The following is a 17,563-nucleotide window of genomic DNA, read 5'->3' on the forward strand; positions in this document are numbered from 1 at the left end:
GGGCGTGCCTGCTTCAGCTTGCTTCAAAATCGCCATGATCTGGCTGTCGGTGTAACGTGACTTTTTCATGCAGAATCTCCTGCGCATAGGTTACGAGAAAATTCTACTTTTGAGCACCGCTACTTTTCGGGGGGATTACCGGCCTATGATGTCGCTACAGGAGATCCTTTCAAAAAGTACTCGCCTTTGGATTTCAAACTTGGGAATAAAAGTCTTGCCGTAACTCTGACAGAAGACTCAGGTACAGTGCTCTCGAAAAAGCAAAATACATTGCGCTTTCATGTTGAAAGAGTGCCTTTTCAGATATCAGTAGTAGGGTTTGATGACAATAGGGATCTTAAGATAAAGCTATCACGGAAAGGGGCTGGCAGTGCAGAGAACAATTAACCATACGGGGCGACGTAAAATAGAGTCGCGAGAAATCCAGATACACTTGCACGAGAAGCAAGGGGGGCGGCTAGCTTTTGATGTGGATTTTAGTCTTGATACTCGGTCTCTGCCTAGTACAGCTGCTATTTATATTGAGGCCTATAGAAACAATACGCTTCAGAGATTTTTCTTTGGTTCGGTTGGACACATAGACAAGCCGGATGACTTGTCCCTTGATCAGTTGGATCTGTCTGGTCCCGTACTGTTTCGGGTGAGAATTGTGGATGAAAGCGAACGAGTGGGGCGATTAATTGCTAGCGCAGATAGGTTAAAGGCGTCTGGCGACATTGATGAAGATTCGCGGGCCAGCTTGTTTACTGTTAGAAAAAGGCCTCTTGGAGAGGTTACTTGGAAGGTTGAATTTGAGACTGGTGGTAAGCCTGAACTCTGCATCAATGACAAGATTCCGGCGGCTATCGAACAGCTTAAAAACAATGTTCTCTTTCAGTCTCTTATCTTTCCGGCTGCTTTAAGGGAAGTTTTATCGTACATCTGCCATGCAGATCTAGAAGAAGATGAAATCTATCAAGAGTGGATTCGTTTCGCAGAACATTTAGCTCCAGATCGACCGGTAGATGGTAATTCAGATTTGATCGAGAAATTGAACTGGATTGACGAAGTCGTAGAAAGCTTCTGCAAGCAGTTTGAGTTAAGCAGTACTCTGTCTCATCGCATGGAGGAAGGAGATGATTGAGAGAAAACTGAATGATTATGGGGTTCTCAAGTTCGAACGATTTATTGAGGATTTAAGAGCGGGAGCTAAGCAGAATACGCCCCATTTTTTGCTCACTGATCATGGTACTTCAGAACCTTTGGAAGAACCGGTTGACCTTGGTAGTGGAGAGTTTGAAACTCGTTATGACTTAGGTGTCCACTTGGTCAAAGGCTTATCTTCTGTCGATACTCAACCTTTAATTGGGGATGTGGGATTCTGGAGTGGATTGGCACTGTATTGGTTTGATCAACTGTGTCCAGTAAAGGCAGATGGTAGTCGAAATCCTAGTAAGTCCTATAACTACATATTGAGCCAAGACTACAAGCACCGGCCTCGACACTCGGTTTTTACAACGTGGCAGTTGGTTGAAAAATATGACAGGGATTCTTGGTTTCTGTTAAGTAAGGGGCTTCATGTTCGAGGAGAGTTAATCGAGCAATTGATGGCGAGACAGTATTTCTTGAGCTGCGATGGATTAATTAGAGCTGCGAGCCAGCTCTATTTCGACAGTGATAGGAAAACCTTTAAACGTGGGGCTTCTGGTAGAACCAGTCCTGGCTGTGTTTATAGATACGTCAATTGGTTGAAGCAGATAGAGATAAACTATGATCTCTTTTCAATGAGTGCGGATGATTTTTTATCATTGATGCCCGCTGAGTTCGATAGATTCAAAGAAGTGTAGATTACCCTTTGAGCTGTTCCCAGAAAGCCCGTATCAGCGGGCTTTTTAGTTTCTTGTCCAGGGCAAACAGGCCCACTTCGTAAGGTTCCAGTTCCGGCCGTACATCCAGCACCTGCACTTTGTTCGCCAACGGACTGTTGTCGAGCACGATGCGTGGTACGACGCCTACACCAAAGCCCAGACTCACCATTGATACAATCGCTTCGTTACCGGCCACCTGGGCGTAGATGGTGGGCGTCAGGCCACGTTCTTCAAACCATTCGTCTACGCGCTTTCGGCCCACGCCGCTTTCAGGCACGATCATCGGAATCTGCGCCCAGTCTTCCTGTTCCAGCAGCGGCTCCAGGTTGCCCTGTTCTGCAGGGGCGATAAACACCAACGGTGAGATGGTGATCGGCTTAAAAGCGATACCTACCGGTAGCGGATCGGGTTTGGCGGCGATGGTGATATCTTCGCTGCCGGAGAGAATATGGCCGATGGCGTGCTCCGGGTCGCCGGTGTGCAGTTTGATCTCAACGCTGGGGTGGTTGAGGCGGAACTGGCTGAGGATGTCATAAAGGAAACTGTAGCTGGCGGTGACGGAGCAGTACACGCTGATCTCGCCGTGCAGCTCTTCCGCTTCCTCCATCAGCGCATCGCGGATCACATCCCACTGCAGCAGCGCTTCGCGCGCATAGTCACGGAACAGTTCACCCTCGTGGGTGAGGGTGACAGTGCGGTTGTTGCGCTCGAACAGGTCTACGCCGACCTCATCTTCCAGCTGCTTAATGCTGCGCGAGAGGGCAGAGGGGCTGATGTGGTTCAGCTCGCTGGCCCGGCCAAAATGCAGGGTGTCGGCGAGGCTGAGAAAGAGTTTCAGAAGGCGCGTATCCATATTTCAGAAGTATTGCATAAAACGGCATGTAATATTGCATATATATCAGTTTACGCAATGCTTTTATTCGCCTAAAGTAGGCGCATCGATTCGGGGCATGCATGGATTCGCTGTGGTGCCGTTGTACCGGGTCCCCTATTTAACCCAATTATTTCAGGTGATTTACCATGCAGGTTTATTACGATAAAGATTGCGATCTTTCTATCATCCAGGGCAAAAAAGTTTCCATCATCGGTTACGGTTCTCAGGGCCACGCGCACGCGTGCAACCTGCAGGATTCCGGTGTAGACGTAACTGTTGGCCTGCGCGCTAGCTCCTCTTCCCGTGCTAAAGCTGAAGCTCACGGCCTGAAAGTTGCTGACGTTGCTGACGCTGTTGCTTCCGCTGACCTGGTAATGATCCTGACTCCGGACGAGTTCCAGGGCCAGCTGTACAAAGAAGAGATCGAGCCGAACATCAAGCAGGGCGCTACCCTGGCATTCGCTCACGGTTTCTCCATCCACTACAACCAGGTTGAGCCACGTGCAGACCTGGACGTAATCATGGTTGCTCCTAAAGCACCTGGTCACACTGTACGTAACGAATTCGTAAACGGCGGTGGTATCCCTGATCTGATCGCGATCTTCCGCGACGTTTCCGGCAACGCTAAAGAGCTGGCTCTGTCCTACGCAATGGGCGTTGGTGGCGGCCGTTCCGGTATCATCGAAACTACTTTCAAAGATGAGACTGAAACTGACCTGTTCGGTGAGCAGGCTGTACTGTGTGGTGGCGCGGTTGAGCTGGTTAAGATGGGCTTCGAAACCCTGACTGAAGCGGGTTACGCTCCAGAAATGGCTTACTTCGAGTGTCTGCACGAGCTGAAGCTGATCGTTGACCTGATGTACGAAGGCGGCATCGCGAACATGAACTACTCCATCTCCAACAATGCGGAGTACGGTGAGTACGTGACTGGTCCAGAAGTAATCAACGAACAGTCTCGCGAAGCTATGCGTAACGCTCTGAAACGCATCCAGGACGGTGAGTACGCGAAGATGTTCATCGCGGAAGGCCAGACTAACTACCCATCCATGACTGCACGTCGTCGTAACAACGCTGCACACCCAATCGAAGAGACTGGTGAGAAGCTGCGTGCGATGATGCCATGGATCGCTGCTAGCAAGATCGTAGACAAAGAGAAAAACTAAGCGTTTTTCCAGTCTGATCTGACGAAAGGCCGGCTTTATGCCGGCCTTTTCTGTTTTGGGGGCTACCTTCGGAGGAATTGCATCCATTTGAGCTGAAGTTGAGGCTTGGATGCTTTAAAATTCGCCGCTCAAAATGCAGCTTGAATGAAGGGAGTACCGATGAGCGATATCGATTACGCCGCGCTGGCGGAGCATGGAAAAGGCTATGCGGGTTTTACCGCGGAAGATGAAGCCCTGCTGCTGGCTGAAGGCGCAAAACTTATTCCACATCTTGGAAACGTAACCGATGGCTTTTATACGGATCTCCAGAAAATTCCGGCTGCGATGAAGTTCCTGGAAGGGCGCCTGGAAAGCCTGAAACGTACCCACCAGGCGTGGCTGGAACGTATCTTCAGCGGTCCTTACGACGGAGATTTCGCTCAGACCATGCACCATGTGGGCGAAGTGCACGTACGTGTTAAGCTGCCGGTGGAGTTTATGTCCAGCGGTATCGTGCTGATCAATAATCACCTGTGTCCCGTATTGGCAGAAGTGTATGCTGATGATCCGGTGACGATGGGACGTATGATGCGCGCGGTCAATGCGGTGACCGGTTACTCGCTTATCATCATGCAGGAGTCTTACCAAACCTCATTGCTGGCGGAAGAGCTGGAACGTTTTCTGGCAATTACCGGCATGAGTCGTAAACTGTTCGACAACCTGGCAAACGCATACCGCGAGTCTGACTGATCGATTACAGGTCGCAGTCTGACATTTTGCAGTATGCTGCCTTATGCGAAACTTCGTATACCATTAAGGCAGCCACGCTAAATTCACGTTGCTAATACAGCCCCAAGGGGAGCGATCATGGGTAAATCACGGCAGAACCTGAAAGTCTTGCTACTGCAGATCCGCGAAGGCGGACAAGTGCGCGAAGAGGAGCATGCAAGCTTCGCGGCGTACAGCGGTCTGCAACCGCAGCAGATTGAGGTGCTGAACGTATTTGATACCCCTGATTTTGCCGATACGGTGGCTGATGATTACGATGCGTTGTTTGTCGGCGGTGCCAGCGAAGCCAATGTGCTGAAGCCGGATGAGTTCCCGTTTGTGGAAGCCAGCCAGGCGTTGCTGCGTCGCTGCGCCGAGATCAACAAGCCGGTGTTTGCTTCCTGCTTTGGTTTCCAGCTGGTGGTGTTGGCATTGGGTGGCGAGATTCTGCACAAAGACGATGACTTCGAGATGGGCACACTGCCGATCCTGCTGACCGATACGTCGCTGGATGATCCGTTGTTTAAGGATGTGCCAAACGGCTTCCATGCGGTGTCTGTACACCGTCAGTATGCGAAAGAGTTGCCGGATTGCTGCGAAGTGATCGCTTACACCAGTCAGTGCATTCATGTGCTGCGCGTCAAAGACAAACCTTTCTGGGCATTCCAGTTCCACCCGGAAGTGGATAAGAGCACTCTGGTAGAGCGTCTGACCCACTACAAAGCCCACTACACCGACGGCGATGGTCACCTGGATCGGGTGCTGAGCTCGGCGGTGGAAACCCCCGATTCCAACCAGTTGGTGGCGAAGTTCGTCGACCGCGTTCTGCTTGGCTGATTCTCATTTGAGCGGCTCTATTTGAGCTATTGTAGGCGGGCACAGTAGAATGTCCGCTCTTCATGTATTTAGGAATAGAAAACAGAATGACAGAGCAACCGGATAATCCAACCCCGGAGAGCAACGAGCCGGAATCTCCGAAGCCTCGTAGCCGGGGTATCTACCTGCTGCCAAACCTGTTTACCACAGGTGCACTGTTCTCAGGCTTCTATGCGGTTATCGCCAGCATGAACGGTCACTTCGAAAATGCAGCCATTGCGATCTTTGTTGCGATGGTGCTCGACGGCCTGGACGGTCGTGTGGCACGGATGACCAATACCTCCAGTGCGTTTGGTGCAGAATACGACTCCCTCTCCGATATGGTCTCCTTTGGTGTGGCGCCGTCACTGGTTGCGTTCAACTGGGTCCTGAGCGATATCGGCAAGCTGGGCTGGTTTGCGGCATTCATCTATGTGGCGGGTGCTGCACTGCGACTGGCGCGCTTCAACACCCAGATCGGCTCTGTGGATAAACGTTACTTCATCGGTCTGCCAAGTCCGGCGGCCGCAGCATCTGTTGCGGGTATGGTTTGGGCTGCGGTGGAGTACGATGTGGACGGTGGTCCATATGCATATCTGATTGCGTTCTTTGTAGCAGCCGTGGGTCTGCTGATGGTCAGCAACGTGCTGTACTACAGTTTCAAGGATGTAGATTTCAAAGGTAAGGTGCCATTTATCATTCTGGCGGCGATCGTGCTGGGCCTAGGTGTTATCTCCATCAGCCCACCAACCTTCCTGTGGTTGTTGCTGTTGGGTTATGCCCTGTCCGGCCCGGTTCAGTGGGCACTGCGCAAGCGCAAGAAAATCTGATCCCAGCTTTCTTAAAAAAACCGGCCAAGTGCCGGTTTTTTTGTATCTGTTCCTTATGAACGCTTTTCAGGATAGTTTCAGTTAGGCGGGGTAACCTGCAACCATTCGTAAATTCGACAGTGGATGCCGCTATGCTGATAAAGAAGCCAGACTCGATTAAATCCTCGGAAATCACCTCTGAATCGGTGTACCTCAATCGTCGCCACTTTATGCGCGGGGCATTGGGAACCGCCGCCTTGCTGGCAACCGGGGCAGCGAATGCGATTCCTGAGTATGAGGTGGAAAAGGACCTGCCGATCTACCGGGGACCCGACTGGCTGCAGCAGAAAATTCGTGCGAGTGAACGTAACGGTCAGTATGTGACCGACGAAAAGCTCACGCCGTACTTCCACGTGATGAGTTACAACAACTTCTACGAGTTCGGTACCGGTAAAAAAGATCCTGCACGACACGCGCAGGACTTCAACACCGACCCGTGGAAGGTGGAGATCAGTGGTGAGGTGGGTAAGCCGGGTGTATACAACCTGGAAGACCTGGTGAAACCACATTTGTTGGAAGAGCGTATCTACCGCCTGCGTTGTGTGGAAGCTTGGTCGATGGTGGTGCCGTGGGTGGGACTGTCACTGGGCGACCTGCTGAAAAAGTTTGAGCCGACCTCTAAGGCGAAATATGTGGAGTTCACCACGCTGTTCGATCCGGAACAGATGCCGGGCCAGCGTTCCCGTTTCAGTACGCTGGAGTGGCCCTATGTGGAAGGTTTGCGTATCGACGAAGCGATGCACCCGCTGACCATGCTGGCGGTGGGGGTGTATGGCAACGCGCTGCCACCGCAGAACGGTGCACCGCTGCGTTTGGTGGTACCGTGGAAGTATGGCTTCAAGAGCATCAAGTCGATTGTGCGTATCCGGCTGACCGACAAGATGCCAAAAACCACCTGGAACCAGATGGCACCGCAGGAATACGGTTTCTATTCCAACGTGAACCCGGCGGTGGATCACCCGCGCTGGAGTCAGGCAAGCGAGCGTCGTTTACCGTCGTCGTTGTTTAATCCAAACCGCATCGATACCCTGCCGTTTAACGGTTATGCCGAGGAGGTGGCCGAGCTGTACCGGGGTATGGATCTGAAGAAGTGGTACTGATCGGGTAGGGGGCGTTATGGCAATGGCTAAGACGAAATCCAAATGGCTGGGGTATGCCGAGTGGTGGCTGGTTTTCCTGCTGCCGCTGGTACCGCTGGGGCTGCTGACCTACAACGCCTGGATCTTTAATCTGGGTGCAGATCCGGCCCAGGAAATTGTACATGAGACCGGTATCTGGGCGATCAACCTGCTGTGGACTACCCTGGCGATTACACCGCTGCGCCGGATCTTCAAGTTCAGTTGGCCGATGCGCTATCGTCGTATGCTGGGGCTCTACACGTTGTTTTACGCTGTTGTGCACCTGCTTGCATTTGCTACCTTTATCCTCGGCTGGCGCTGGGATTTGCTGCTCAAGGAGCTGGTCGAACGGCCCTACATCGTAGTCGGCGCGGCGGCGTTGCTGCTGCTGATTCCGCTGGGTGTGACCTCTACCCGGGGCATGCAGCGTCGCTTGGGACGTAACTGGTTGCGCCTGCACAAACTGGTGTATCCGATTGCCCTGCTGGTGATGGTGCACATCATCTGGCAGATCCGTTCCGACTTTGGCGAACAACTGATGTACGGTGCCATCCTGAGTATGTTGCTCGGCAGCCGTGTGTATTTCTATCTGCAGAAGAAAGTCCGGGTGATGCAGGCTGCGCGTGCGGCCTGATCACCGTTGTAAGCATGCCTAAAAATCTGTGCCAGACTGAGAGGAGTGACGTTGCGTGATTATTCTGCTGTCCGTTTTACTGTCTTGTTCTGCAATGTAGGCCCCCATTAGGTCCTGTGACGTAACGTCTTTACAGATGGTTGATACCCGACTGTCAGGAGGTTGTTATGTCAGAGAAGCCCACCATCGTTCAAATGTTTCTAAGTGCCCTGGCCGCTATGTTCGGGGTACAGTCCTCCCAAAATCATGCGCGGGATTTTTCCGCTGGCCATACCTGGACCTGGATGCTTCTGGGTGTGGTAGTGATGGCCCTGTTTGTAGTCTTTGTGATCTTCCTGGTGACTTGGGCCTTATCGATGGCCGGAGCATGAATCCGATTCTTGTGAATACCTGAATTTGAAAATCCAACTTGCGAAAAATTCAGGACTGCTATACTTCAAAAACCAAGCGGACTGGTAGGAATCTGGGACGGAGCTCAGGCAACAAGCGTAAGCCTGCCGTAATCCTACCACTACCGACGTTGAGATTGCTGTACAGCGCCATAGTGTGACTTTTAGGGTTTCGACGGGCTTCTTTGCGTGGATGCAAGAGGGCCTGGAGCATGAAATTCATAGGAAGGGGACTTGCCCTACTGGGCTTAATCCTATCTCCATCGGCGTATGCCGAGTGGCAAGTCAATCTAATGCCGGGCGTCACTGAGATCAGTCGCGCGGTTTATGATCTGCACATGACCATCTTCTGGATCTGTGTGGCGATCGGTGTGGTCGTGTTCGGCATCATGCTGTATTCGATCATCAATCACCGAAAATCCCGCGGTGCGGAAGCGCACAATTTTCACGAAAACACCCTGGTCGAGATTATCTGGACCATTGTGCCGTTCTTTATCCTGATCGGTATGGCGGTACCTGCCACCGCAACCCTGATCAAGATGTACGACAAGAGCGAGGCTGAAATTGATATCCAGGTGACAGGGTATCAGTGGAAGTGGCGTTATCAGTATCTGGGTGAGGATATCGACTTCTTCTCATCGCTCTCCACTCCGCGAGAGCAGATCACCAATGAATCCGAGAAAGGTGAGCATTACCTGCTGGAAGTGGATAACCCATTGGTGATCCCGGCTGGCAAAAAAGTACGCTTCCTGCTGACTGCCAACGACGTCATTCATTCCTGGTGGGTGCCGGATCTGGCGGTGAAAAAAGACGCGATTCCCGGATTTATCAATGAAGCCTGGACCATTGTGCCTGAACCCGGCATCTACCGTGGTCAGTGCGCCGAGCTGTGTGGTAAGGACCATGGCTTTATGCCGATTGTGGTCGATGTGCGCAGCGAGGAAGACTACAACCTCTGGCTGGCAGAGATGCAACAGGCAAAAGCCCAGGCCAGTGATGCAGCCACTAAGGATTGGACCCTGGCTGATCTGATGGAGAAAGGGGAGGAGGTCTACAACCGGGCCTGCGCCGCCTGTCATCAGGTTGGTGGTGAGGGGATTCCGGGTGCGTTCCCGGCGTTGAAGAACAATCCGATGATGGTGGCCGAACCGACAGCGCATATCGATGTGGTGCTCAACGGCAAGGCCGGTACAGCGATGCAGGCATTTCGTGATCAGCTCGATGCGGTTGAGCTGGCGGCGGTCATTACCTACGAGCGAAATGCCTGGGGCAACAACTCGGGTGATCTGGTCACACCGGCCCAGATCAGCAAGCTGAAACAGTAGAGCGACAGGAGCGTGCAGATGGGTACTCTGGAGCAAACTGTTGAGACCGATGAGCATCACGGTCCGGCACGCGGTATAACCCGCTGGTTTTATACCACCAACCATAAAGACATCGGTTCGATGTACCTCTGGTTCAGCCTGATCATGTTCCTGCTGGGCGGCTGTATGGCGCTCAGCATCCGGGCAGAGCTGTTCCAGCCGGGCCTGCAGTTGATGGACCCGAACTTCTTTAACCAGATGACCACCATGCACGGCCTGATAATGGTGTTCGGTGCCGTCATGCCAGCGTTTGTGGGGTTGGCCAACTGGATGGTGCCACTGATGATCGGTGCTCCGGATATGGCGTTGCCACGCATGAACAACTGGAGTTTCTGGATCCTGCCTTTTGCTTTCAGCATGATGGTGGCCACCCTGTTTATGGAGGGTGGTGCGCCTAACTTCGGCTGGACCTTCTACGCACCGCTATCCACCACCTATGCGCCACCGAGTGTGACCTTCTTTATCTTTGCTGTGCACATGATGGGGATCAGTTCGATCATGGGGGCGATCAATATCATCGCTACCATCCTCAATCTGCGTGCCCCCGGCATGACCATGATGAAGCTGCCACTGTTCGTGTGGACCTGGCTGATCACCGCGTTCCTGCTGATTGCTGTAATGCCGGTCCTGGCAGGCGTGGTCACCATGATGTTGATGGATATCCATTTTGGCACCAGTTTCTTTAATGCTGCCGGTGGTGGTGATCCGGTGCTGTTCCAGCATGTGTTCTGGTTCTTCGGGCACCCTGAGGTGTACATCATGATCCTGCCAGCGTTTGGTATCATCAGCCAGATCATTCCAACCTTCGCCCGCAAGAAGTTGTTTGGCTACGCCTCTATGGTGTACGCGACAGCGTCCATCGCTTTCCTCTCCTTTATCGTGTGGGCGCACCATATGTTCACCGTGGGTATGCCGCTGGCCGGGGAGCTGTTCTTTATGTTCTCCACCATGCTGATTGCGGTACCGACCGGGGTGAAGGTGTTCAACTGGGTGGCCACCATGTTCCGCGGTTCGATGACCTTTGAAACCCCGATGCTGTTTGCCCTGGCGTTTGTGGTGCTGTTCACCATCGGTGGTTTCTCCGGTTTGATGTTGGCGATAGCACCGGCCGACTTCCAGTACCACGATACATACTTCGTGGTGGCGCACTTCCACTACGTGCTGGTACCGGGCGCCATCTTCTCCATCGTGGCCGGGGTGTATTACTGGCTACCAAAGTGGACCGGCAATATGTATCACGAAGGGATGGGCAAGCTGCATTTCTGGCTCAGCTTTATCGGCGTGAATATCACCTTCTTCCCGATGCATTTCGTGGGTCTGGCCGGGATGCCACGCCGTATTCCCGACTACGCCCTGCAGTTCGCCGACTTTAACGCCGTCGCCACTGTGGGGGCCTTTATCTTCGGTTTCTCCCAGCTGTTGCTGGTGTACAACGTGATCCAGTGTATCCGCGTCAAACGGCACACCACCGCGCAGGTTTGGGAAGGTGCTGAGGGGCTGGAGTGGACAGTACCGTCGCCTGCGCCGTACCACACCTTTGCGCAGCCACCGCTGGTGAAATAGACAGGTGAAATAAAGAGAGGGGAGGTGCTGTATGGCACAACTCCAGAACGAGAACATAAAACTGGTGCGTAAGCTGGTGCTGGGCTGTCTGCTGATGTTTGGCTTTGGTTTTGCCCTGGTGCCGCTTTACGACGTGTTCTGCGATATCACCGGCCTTAACGGCAAGGTGACCCGTACCGGGCCGGCCGGGCCGATGCAGGTGGATCGCAGCCGGGAGATCAACCTGCAGCTGATCGCGGTAAACAACGAAGCGATGCCGTGGCAGTTTGAACCGATCACCACCACCATGACGATTCATCCGGGGTTGACCGGGCAAACCGCTTTCCTGGCTTATAACCCCACCGGACAGAACATGATCGCCCAGGCAGTACCGTCGGTGGCACCGGCGGAAGCGGCGGAGTATCTGCAGAAGATCAACTGCTTCTGCTTCGAGCGCCAGGCGCTGGAGCCGGGGCAATCCATGGAGATGCCGTTGCTGTTTGTGATCGATCCGGAGCTGCCGGAGCACATCACCACCATCACGCTTTCCTACACCTTGTTTGATATCACACCGCAGTTGCAGGCGAACTATAGCGCCGGGCAGCCATCGATGCGGAGGTTCATGTTATGAGCACGCAAAGCTACTACGTTCCCCACCAGAGTCGCTGGCCAATACTGGCGTCCATTTCGCTCTTCCTGATGGCGATTGGTGCGGGTGGTTATATCAACAGTCTGGGGAGCGAGGAAGGTTCCGGTTTGTCGGGATTCTCGTTGCTGATCGGTTCGTTGTGCCTGGCGGCAATCCTGGTCGGTTGGTTCCGTAACGTGATCAAGGAAAGCATGGCGGGCATGTATAGCGATCAGATGGACAAGTCTTACCGCTGGGGTATGAGCTGGTTCATCTTCTCCGAGGTGATGTTCTTTGCGGCATTTTTTGGTGCGCTGTTTTATGTCCGCACCCTCGCCGTGCCCTGGTTGGGTGGTGAAGGCGAGAAGGGGATCACCAATATGCTTTGGCAGGGCTTTGAAGCGCAGTGGCCGCTGATGACTACGCCGGACATGGAGGCGTTTCCGGGGCCTAAAGAGATCATCGATCCCTGGCATATCCCGCTGTTGAATACAGTATTGCTGCTCAGCTCCAGCGTGACCGTCACCCTGGCGCACCATGCGCTAAGAAAGAACAAGCGTGACGCCATCGTCATCTGGCTGGCAGCGACCATCCTGTTGGGTTCGGTCTTTATCTATTTCCAGGCGGAAGAGTACATCGTTGCCTATCAGGAACTGGGGCTCACCCTGAATGCCGGTATCTATGGGGCGACCTTCTTCATCCTGACCGGTTTCCATGGTCTGCATGTAACCCTGGGGAGCTTCATGTTGCTGGTGATCTGGGTTCGTGTGATGCGGGGACACTTTACCCCGGATAATCACTTCGCCTTCGAGGCCGTGTCCTGGTACTGGCACTTCGTGGATGTGGTATGGGTTGGTCTGTTCCTGTTTGTTTACATTCTTTAAGGGGCAAGCCAATAGCGATCAAACCGGCCAGGGATTATTAGGTGTCAGATTGCCACTGAGGATGCCGTAGGCGAGCGCCAGAAGCAGCAGGACGCAAAATAGGACACGCAGGGAAAGCGCTTTGACAGTACGGCCGGACTGGCCCTGGTCTTTCAGGATAAAGAACAGACCGGAAAACAGGCTGATCACGGCGGCAAGGAAAAGCACAACAAGGAGCACTTTAAACATGGCGGAGTCCTGTAGCCAAAGAAAGGGATGACACTGTGAGTAAAGTTCAGAGTATGCGTCGCTTCAAGTGGATGTTGTTGGCAATGGCGCTGCTGCTGTGGCCAGTTCTGGTGAGTTTGGGGTTCTGGCAGCTGGATCGGGCAGAGCAGAAAAGCGAGCTGCTGGAGAGCTGGAAGAGCCGAGCCCAGCAAACGCAATCGCTGGCATCGTCGGACCTGGTACGGTTCTCATCCGTAGAAAGTCAGGGCGAGTTCGACCGGGAACGTTGGCTACTGCTCGATAACCGAACCCGCGAGGGGAAAGTGGGTTATGAAGTGGTGGCCCTGTTTTATCCACAGGACATGGTAATACCAGTCTTGGTCAATCTAGGCTGGATACAGGCGAATCCGGATCGTCGGATCTATCCTGAAATAGTACTACCTGAGGGAACGGTGGCCGTCTCAGGACGGTTAACAGAACCCTCTGAGCTGTTGGTACTCGCCGAGAGCAGTCCGCAGCAAGGTTGGCCACAACGGCTGCAGCGCCTGGATATCAGTAGGCTGGAGCAGCAACTGGGGCTGAAGTTGATGCCGTGGGTGATACGCCCAAGCGATCCGATAATCGCACATCTGGATCTGAGCTGGACACCGACGGTGATGCAACCGGAGAAGCATCAGGCGTACGCGCTGCAGTGGTTTGTGATGGCTGCGGTGCTGCTGGGATTAATCGTCTGGAACCTCCGCAAGTTGCGAAACGGGGAGGTGCGTGTATGAACAAGGGAACATTCTGGCTGGTGTGGGGTGTGGGTTTTATCCCAATGGCGCTGGCGATGGTGATGTATTTCGGACAGGTGGGCATTCCGCTGGCTAAAACCAACCACGGTGACTTGTTATCACCCGGTGAAGAGCTTAAAGACTGGGAGATAGAGGATGCTGCCGGTGAGCAGTGGGTTTACAGCGGCGACTGGCAGTTGCTGCTGACCTATGACACCTGCGATGCAGCCTGCGATAGCTGGAAAGAGGTGCTACCGAATCTGCATCTGGCACTGGGTAAGGAACGCGACCGGGTGCAGTGGCATATGGTGAGTGGTGTACCTGCTGCGGATAACCAGATGCTGGTCAGCGAACATATCGGGGCGATCGGTGACGGCATATGGGTGGCTGATCCACTGGGTAACCTGGTAATGCGGTATCCATTGGAACAGCCTCCCCGGGGTCTGCTGAAGGATCTCAAGCGTTTATTGAAACTCTCCAAGATTGGATAACGCCTGCTGAAGTAAGGGGAACGTATCATGGAAAGGGTGATCCGGCTTTGTCATATCGCGATCCTGTTGGCGCTGGTGGTGGTTCTGCTCGGAGCCTGGACACGGATCAACGATGCGGGTCTTGGTTGTCCGGACTGGCCAGGCTGTTATGGCGAGATGATTTTGCCTGTGGATAAAGCCAAGCTGGAATCTGCCCAGCAGCTCTATCCGGAGCAACCGCTGGTGGAAGCTAAAGGCTGGCTGGAGATGGTTCACCGATACGCAGCAGGCGTCCTGGGATTGATGATCGCCGCATTAGCGTATCTGGGTTGGAAGGAGCGCTACCGAAATGATTATCCGTTGCTACTGTCATTCGGTTTACTGGTACTGGTAATCCTGCAAGCGGCCTTTGGCATGTGGACGGTCACCATGAAACTGCTTCCCCAGGTGGTGACCCTGCATCTGCTGGGTGGACTGCTGACACTCAGTCTGCTGTTTGTCCTGCGCTATAAGCTCAAACGTATTTATCAACAGGTTAAACCGCCTGGGCCGGTACGCCATAAACGCTGGATTGTGATCGGAGCAGCACTGTTGTTCGGGCAGATCATGTTGGGTGGCTGGACCAGTTCAAACTATGCGGGCTGGGCGTGTACCGACTGGTTGGTATGTGAGCGAGGTGAGAAAGTCACTTTCGATTACAAAGGCGGTTTTTCACTGCCGCGTTTTGATGGCCAGAGCCACGAAGGTGGTTTAAAGGACCGTGAATCCAGGGCGGCGATACAGGTCGTCCACCGTATCGGGGCATTGGCGGTAACCGCGTACCTGTTGATGTTGTGCCTGATGTTAAGAAAACAGCGGATGCTGTTGGCGCCGATTGGTTTTATTGCACTGATCGTTATTGCCCAAAACGTGCTGGGAATGCTGAACGTCGCCTGGGGGTTGCCACGATACATGGCGATTGCCCATCACGGTGGAGCGGTTGCCCTATTGCTCAGTCTGGTATGGCTGTATAGCCGGGTGGGATTGCAAAAGGAGGGAGTTCGTCATGCGCAACGATAAAGTGATGGCTGTAGCTATCGAGCATGCCGGTTGGCGTGACTATCTGGAACTGTGCAAGCCGAAGGTAGTGGCGGTGATGCTGCTCACCGCGATTGTGGGCATGTTTGTCGCTGCTCCCGGAGTACCCGCCTGGGATGCTGTGCTATTCGGTACGATCGGGATCGGTTTAGCCGCAGGCAGTGCCGCTGCTGTGAACCATGTTATGGACCGTCGCATTGACGAGCAGATGGCGCGCACCCAAAGTCGACCGTTACCGCAAGGTAAGCTCTCTCCGCAAAAAGCACTCATGTTCGCAGCTGTCACCGGCACTGTCGGAATCGGAATGCTGGTGGTGTTGGTTAATCCCCTGACTGCCTGGCTGACGCTGGCTTCGCTGATCGGTTATGCACTGATCTACACCGTCTACCTGAAGCGTGCGACGCCGCAAAACATCGTGATCGGCGGCATCGCCGGTGCTGCGCCTCCATTGCTGGGTTGGACCGCCGTGACCGGTCAGTTGGACCCAAATGGTCTGTTGCTGGTACTGATCATATTTGCCTGGACGCCGCCTCATTTCTGGGCGCTCTGCATCGCCCGTAAGAAAGACTACGCCAAAGCGGGTATTCCCATGTTGCCGGTCACCCATGGTGAGGACTACACGCGTTTGCAGATTCTGCTCTATTCGGTGTTGATGGTGCTATGCACATTGATGCCTTACCTGACCGGTATGTCAGGCGCGCTCTATCTGCTGGGGGTAATGCTGCTGAATGCACGGTTTATGTATTGGGCATGGCGCGTATACAGCAAACGCGTAGTGGGTGAGCCCATGAAAATGTTTCGTCATAGCATCAACTACATCATGCTATTTTTTGTGGTATTGCTGGTGGATCATTTCGCCACCGTTATGCCCATCGGCTAAAGCTTTGAATATCAACTTCCTGAAACCAGAAGGAAATGGAGTAAAACCTAAACGATGATCAATCAACTTTAACTAGGTGTACTCGCAAAAGGGAAGTGCGGCACCTGAGGGGGTAGCCTCATGTTTTTGCAACATATGATGGGAATCCTGTATCACCCAAAAGATGAATGGGGAATGATACGCAAGGAGCACTATTCAACCTTCCATATATTCGTAGCTCAAATCAGTATCCTCGCGGCAATTCCGGCCGTATCGCTGTTTATCGGTACGACCCAGATCGGGTGGAGTGTTGCCGGTACCGACTATGTCCGGCTCGAAGTGATGAGTGCCTTTATGGCAGCAATCGCATTCTACTTTGCAATGTGGTTTGCCGTCGGGGTAATTGCCTACGCTATTCACTGGATGGAAAAAACCTACGGCGGCAAAGTATCATTTGATGAATGTATGGTGCTAACCACATTCACGGCGACTCCGCTGTTCCTGTCCGGCTTGGCCGGTCTCTATCCAATGCTGTGGTTTAACGTGATTGTGGGCATGATCGCCCTTTGTTATACCGTGTATCTGTTGTACACCGGTGTGCCAATCATTATGCAGATCCCGGAAGACCGTGGATTCTTCTTCTCAACCTCTATCCTCACCGTCGGCCTGTGCGTGCTGGTAGGCTTGATCGCTACTACTGTTGTGCTGTGGGGTACGTTAGTACCGCTGAGCTATACTGCATATTGAGCGTAGCCAAGGAAGAAAAGCGCCATCAGGCGCTTTTCTTACGTCTACAGTTTGAGATTGTGCGTTCTTTGTACTGTTCTGTACGTTGTATGCTCAGATTTCGCCTTTTTTTCACTTTTTTGAAGTTTTTTTCAAAAGGCGGTTGACGCGCAATCTGAGGTCTGTAGAATGCGCCTCCTCGCTTGAGAGAACAGCCTTCAACGGCACAGTCACTCAGGCAGAGAGGCTTAAATAACTCACTGATTTAGTTAGTGAATTTTTAAGTCGTCGTAATCACCGGCAAGCTTCAAAAACTTTTGAAAAACTTGCAAATAAACGGTTGACAACGACACGCGGCGCAGTAAAATATGCGCCTCGCTTGAGACAACGCTAACGCAGCGTCACAAGCCGCTCTTTAACAAATTGATCAGATAATTCGTGTGGGCGCTTGTCAGGATAAAGCACAAAAAACTTTATCCAGATAAGCAACCAAGTGAATTCATTTTTACAAAGTTGTTTTAACTGGAGCCGAATATC

Annotated in this window: 20 protein-coding genes; 18 read left to right on the top strand and 2 right to left on the bottom strand. The window is 53.0% G+C overall.

Features of this window, described 5'->3' with window-relative positions; genetic code table 11:
- Positions 1 to 370: 370 nt before the first annotated feature.
- Both ACEQ15_RS02310 and ACEQ15_RS02315 read left to right on the top strand, forming a co-directional pair.
- Entirely contained in the window at positions 371 to 1,123 is a 753-nt protein-coding gene (locus tag ACEQ15_RS02310; protein ID WP_370277410.1) for a hypothetical protein, read from the top strand.
- A complete protein-coding gene (locus tag ACEQ15_RS02315; RefSeq protein WP_370277411.1) occupies positions 1,116 to 1,826 on the top strand; it encodes a hypothetical protein in 711 nt (236 codons plus the stop codon). The genes ACEQ15_RS02310 and ACEQ15_RS02315 overlap by 8 nt, the downstream gene beginning before the upstream one ends.
- Before the next feature lies 1 nt (position 1,827).
- Here ACEQ15_RS02315 and ilvY read toward each other — a convergent pair whose 3' ends face one another.
- Positions 1,828 to 2,700: an HTH-type transcriptional activator IlvY gene (gene ilvY, locus ACEQ15_RS02320; protein WP_370277412.1), complete on the bottom strand. Its 873-nt coding sequence runs from the start codon at positions 2,698 to 2,700 to the stop codon at positions 1,828 to 1,830.
- A 167-nt stretch (positions 2,701 to 2,867) separates the two neighbouring features.
- Here ilvY and ilvC point away from each other — a divergent pair, with 167 nt between their 5' ends.
- The 11 genes from ilvC (at position 2,868) to ACEQ15_RS02375 (ending at position 12,914) form a co-directional block, all read left to right on the top strand.
- Positions 2,868 to 3,884: a ketol-acid reductoisomerase gene (gene ilvC, locus ACEQ15_RS02325; protein ID WP_370277413.1), complete on the top strand. Its 1,017-nt coding sequence runs from the start codon at positions 2,868 to 2,870 to the stop codon at positions 3,882 to 3,884.
- Positions 3,885 to 4,043: 159 nt separating this feature from the next.
- Positions 4,044 to 4,613 (top strand): protoglobin domain-containing protein, encoded by a 570-nt coding sequence (locus ACEQ15_RS02330; protein WP_370277414.1) that lies wholly within the window; start codon positions 4,044 to 4,046, stop codon positions 4,611 to 4,613.
- A 117-nt stretch (positions 4,614 to 4,730) separates the two neighbouring features.
- Positions 4,731 to 5,468 (top strand): type 1 glutamine amidotransferase, encoded by a 738-nt coding sequence (locus tag ACEQ15_RS02335; RefSeq protein WP_370277415.1) that lies wholly within the window; start codon positions 4,731 to 4,733, stop codon positions 5,466 to 5,468.
- Between the two features lie 86 nt (positions 5,469 to 5,554).
- Positions 5,555 to 6,316, top strand: coding sequence for a CDP-diacylglycerol--serine O-phosphatidyltransferase (pssA, locus tag ACEQ15_RS02340; protein WP_370277416.1), 762 nt, complete (start codon positions 5,555 to 5,557; stop codon positions 6,314 to 6,316).
- Between the two features lie 131 nt (positions 6,317 to 6,447).
- The gene (msrP, locus tag ACEQ15_RS02345; protein WP_370277417.1) at positions 6,448 to 7,455 is read left to right on the top strand and encodes a protein-methionine-sulfoxide reductase catalytic subunit MsrP; all 1,008 of its coding nucleotides are present in this window, start codon (positions 6,448 to 6,450) and stop codon (positions 7,453 to 7,455) included.
- A gap of 22 nt (positions 7,456 to 7,477) precedes the next feature.
- A complete protein-coding gene (locus ACEQ15_RS02350) occupies positions 7,478 to 8,107 on the top strand; it encodes a sulfite oxidase heme-binding subunit YedZ (protein ID WP_370277418.1) in 630 nt (209 codons plus the stop codon).
- 167 nt (positions 8,108 to 8,274) lie between these two features.
- Positions 8,275 to 8,478: a DUF2970 domain-containing protein gene (locus ACEQ15_RS02355; protein WP_370277419.1), complete on the top strand. Its 204-nt coding sequence runs from the start codon at positions 8,275 to 8,277 to the stop codon at positions 8,476 to 8,478.
- A 230-nt stretch (positions 8,479 to 8,708) separates the two neighbouring features.
- On the top strand, positions 8,709 to 9,821 hold the full coding sequence (gene coxB / locus ACEQ15_RS02360; protein WP_370277420.1) for a cytochrome c oxidase subunit II: 1,113 nt from the start codon (positions 8,709 to 8,711) through the stop codon (positions 9,819 to 9,821).
- An 18-nt stretch (positions 9,822 to 9,839) separates the two neighbouring features.
- Positions 9,840 to 11,423 carry a cytochrome c oxidase subunit I gene (gene ctaD / locus ACEQ15_RS02365; RefSeq protein ID WP_370277421.1) on the top strand — a complete coding sequence of 528 codons (1,584 nt, stop codon included), beginning with the start codon at positions 9,840 to 9,842 and terminating at the stop codon, positions 11,421 to 11,423.
- 31 nt (positions 11,424 to 11,454) lie between these two features.
- Positions 11,455 to 12,033, top strand: coding sequence for a cytochrome c oxidase assembly protein (locus ACEQ15_RS02370; protein WP_370277422.1), 579 nt, complete (start codon positions 11,455 to 11,457; stop codon positions 12,031 to 12,033).
- Positions 12,030 to 12,914 (top strand): cytochrome c oxidase subunit 3, encoded by an 885-nt coding sequence (locus tag ACEQ15_RS02375; protein WP_370277423.1) that lies wholly within the window; start codon positions 12,030 to 12,032, stop codon positions 12,912 to 12,914. Before ACEQ15_RS02370 ends, ACEQ15_RS02375 begins: the two co-directional genes overlap by 4 nt.
- Before the next feature lie 18 nt (positions 12,915 to 12,932).
- On the opposite strand, the gene ACEQ15_RS02380 is transcribed toward ACEQ15_RS02375, so the two are convergent.
- Positions 12,933 to 13,142, bottom strand: a complete 210-nt coding sequence (locus ACEQ15_RS02380; RefSeq protein ID WP_370277424.1) for a twin transmembrane helix small protein — start codon at positions 13,140 to 13,142, stop codon at positions 12,933 to 12,935.
- A 35-nt stretch (positions 13,143 to 13,177) separates the two neighbouring features.
- Between ACEQ15_RS02380 and ACEQ15_RS02385 the strand changes: the two genes are divergently transcribed.
- From ACEQ15_RS02385 to ACEQ15_RS02405, 5 genes are all read left to right on the top strand, one after another.
- Positions 13,178 to 13,894 carry an SURF1 family protein gene (locus ACEQ15_RS02385; RefSeq protein WP_370277425.1) on the top strand — a complete coding sequence of 239 codons (717 nt, stop codon included), beginning with the start codon at positions 13,178 to 13,180 and terminating at the stop codon, positions 13,892 to 13,894.
- The gene (locus ACEQ15_RS02390; protein WP_370277426.1) at positions 13,891 to 14,385 is read left to right on the top strand and encodes a hypothetical protein; all 495 of its coding nucleotides are present in this window, start codon (positions 13,891 to 13,893) and stop codon (positions 14,383 to 14,385) included. The genes ACEQ15_RS02385 and ACEQ15_RS02390 overlap by 4 nt, the downstream gene beginning before the upstream one ends.
- Positions 14,386 to 14,412: 27 nt before the next feature.
- Positions 14,413 to 15,423 carry a heme A synthase gene (locus tag ACEQ15_RS02395; protein WP_370277427.1) on the top strand — a complete coding sequence of 337 codons (1,011 nt, stop codon included), beginning with the start codon at positions 14,413 to 14,415 and terminating at the stop codon, positions 15,421 to 15,423.
- The gene (cyoE, locus tag ACEQ15_RS02400; protein WP_370277428.1) at positions 15,410 to 16,321 is read left to right on the top strand and encodes a heme o synthase; all 912 of its coding nucleotides are present in this window, start codon (positions 15,410 to 15,412) and stop codon (positions 16,319 to 16,321) included. The genes ACEQ15_RS02395 and cyoE overlap by 14 nt, the downstream gene beginning before the upstream one ends.
- Positions 16,322 to 16,441: 120 nt before the next feature.
- Positions 16,442 to 17,047: a Yip1 family protein gene (locus tag ACEQ15_RS02405; protein ID WP_370277429.1), complete on the top strand. Its 606-nt coding sequence runs from the start codon at positions 16,442 to 16,444 to the stop codon at positions 17,045 to 17,047.
- Positions 17,048 to 17,563: the final 516 nt, after the last annotated feature.

The sequence above is a fragment of the Pontibacterium sp. genome, assembly GCF_964228735.1.
In the GTDB taxonomy this organism is placed as follows: Bacteria; Pseudomonadota; Gammaproteobacteria; order Pseudomonadales; family Balneatricaceae; genus Pontibacterium.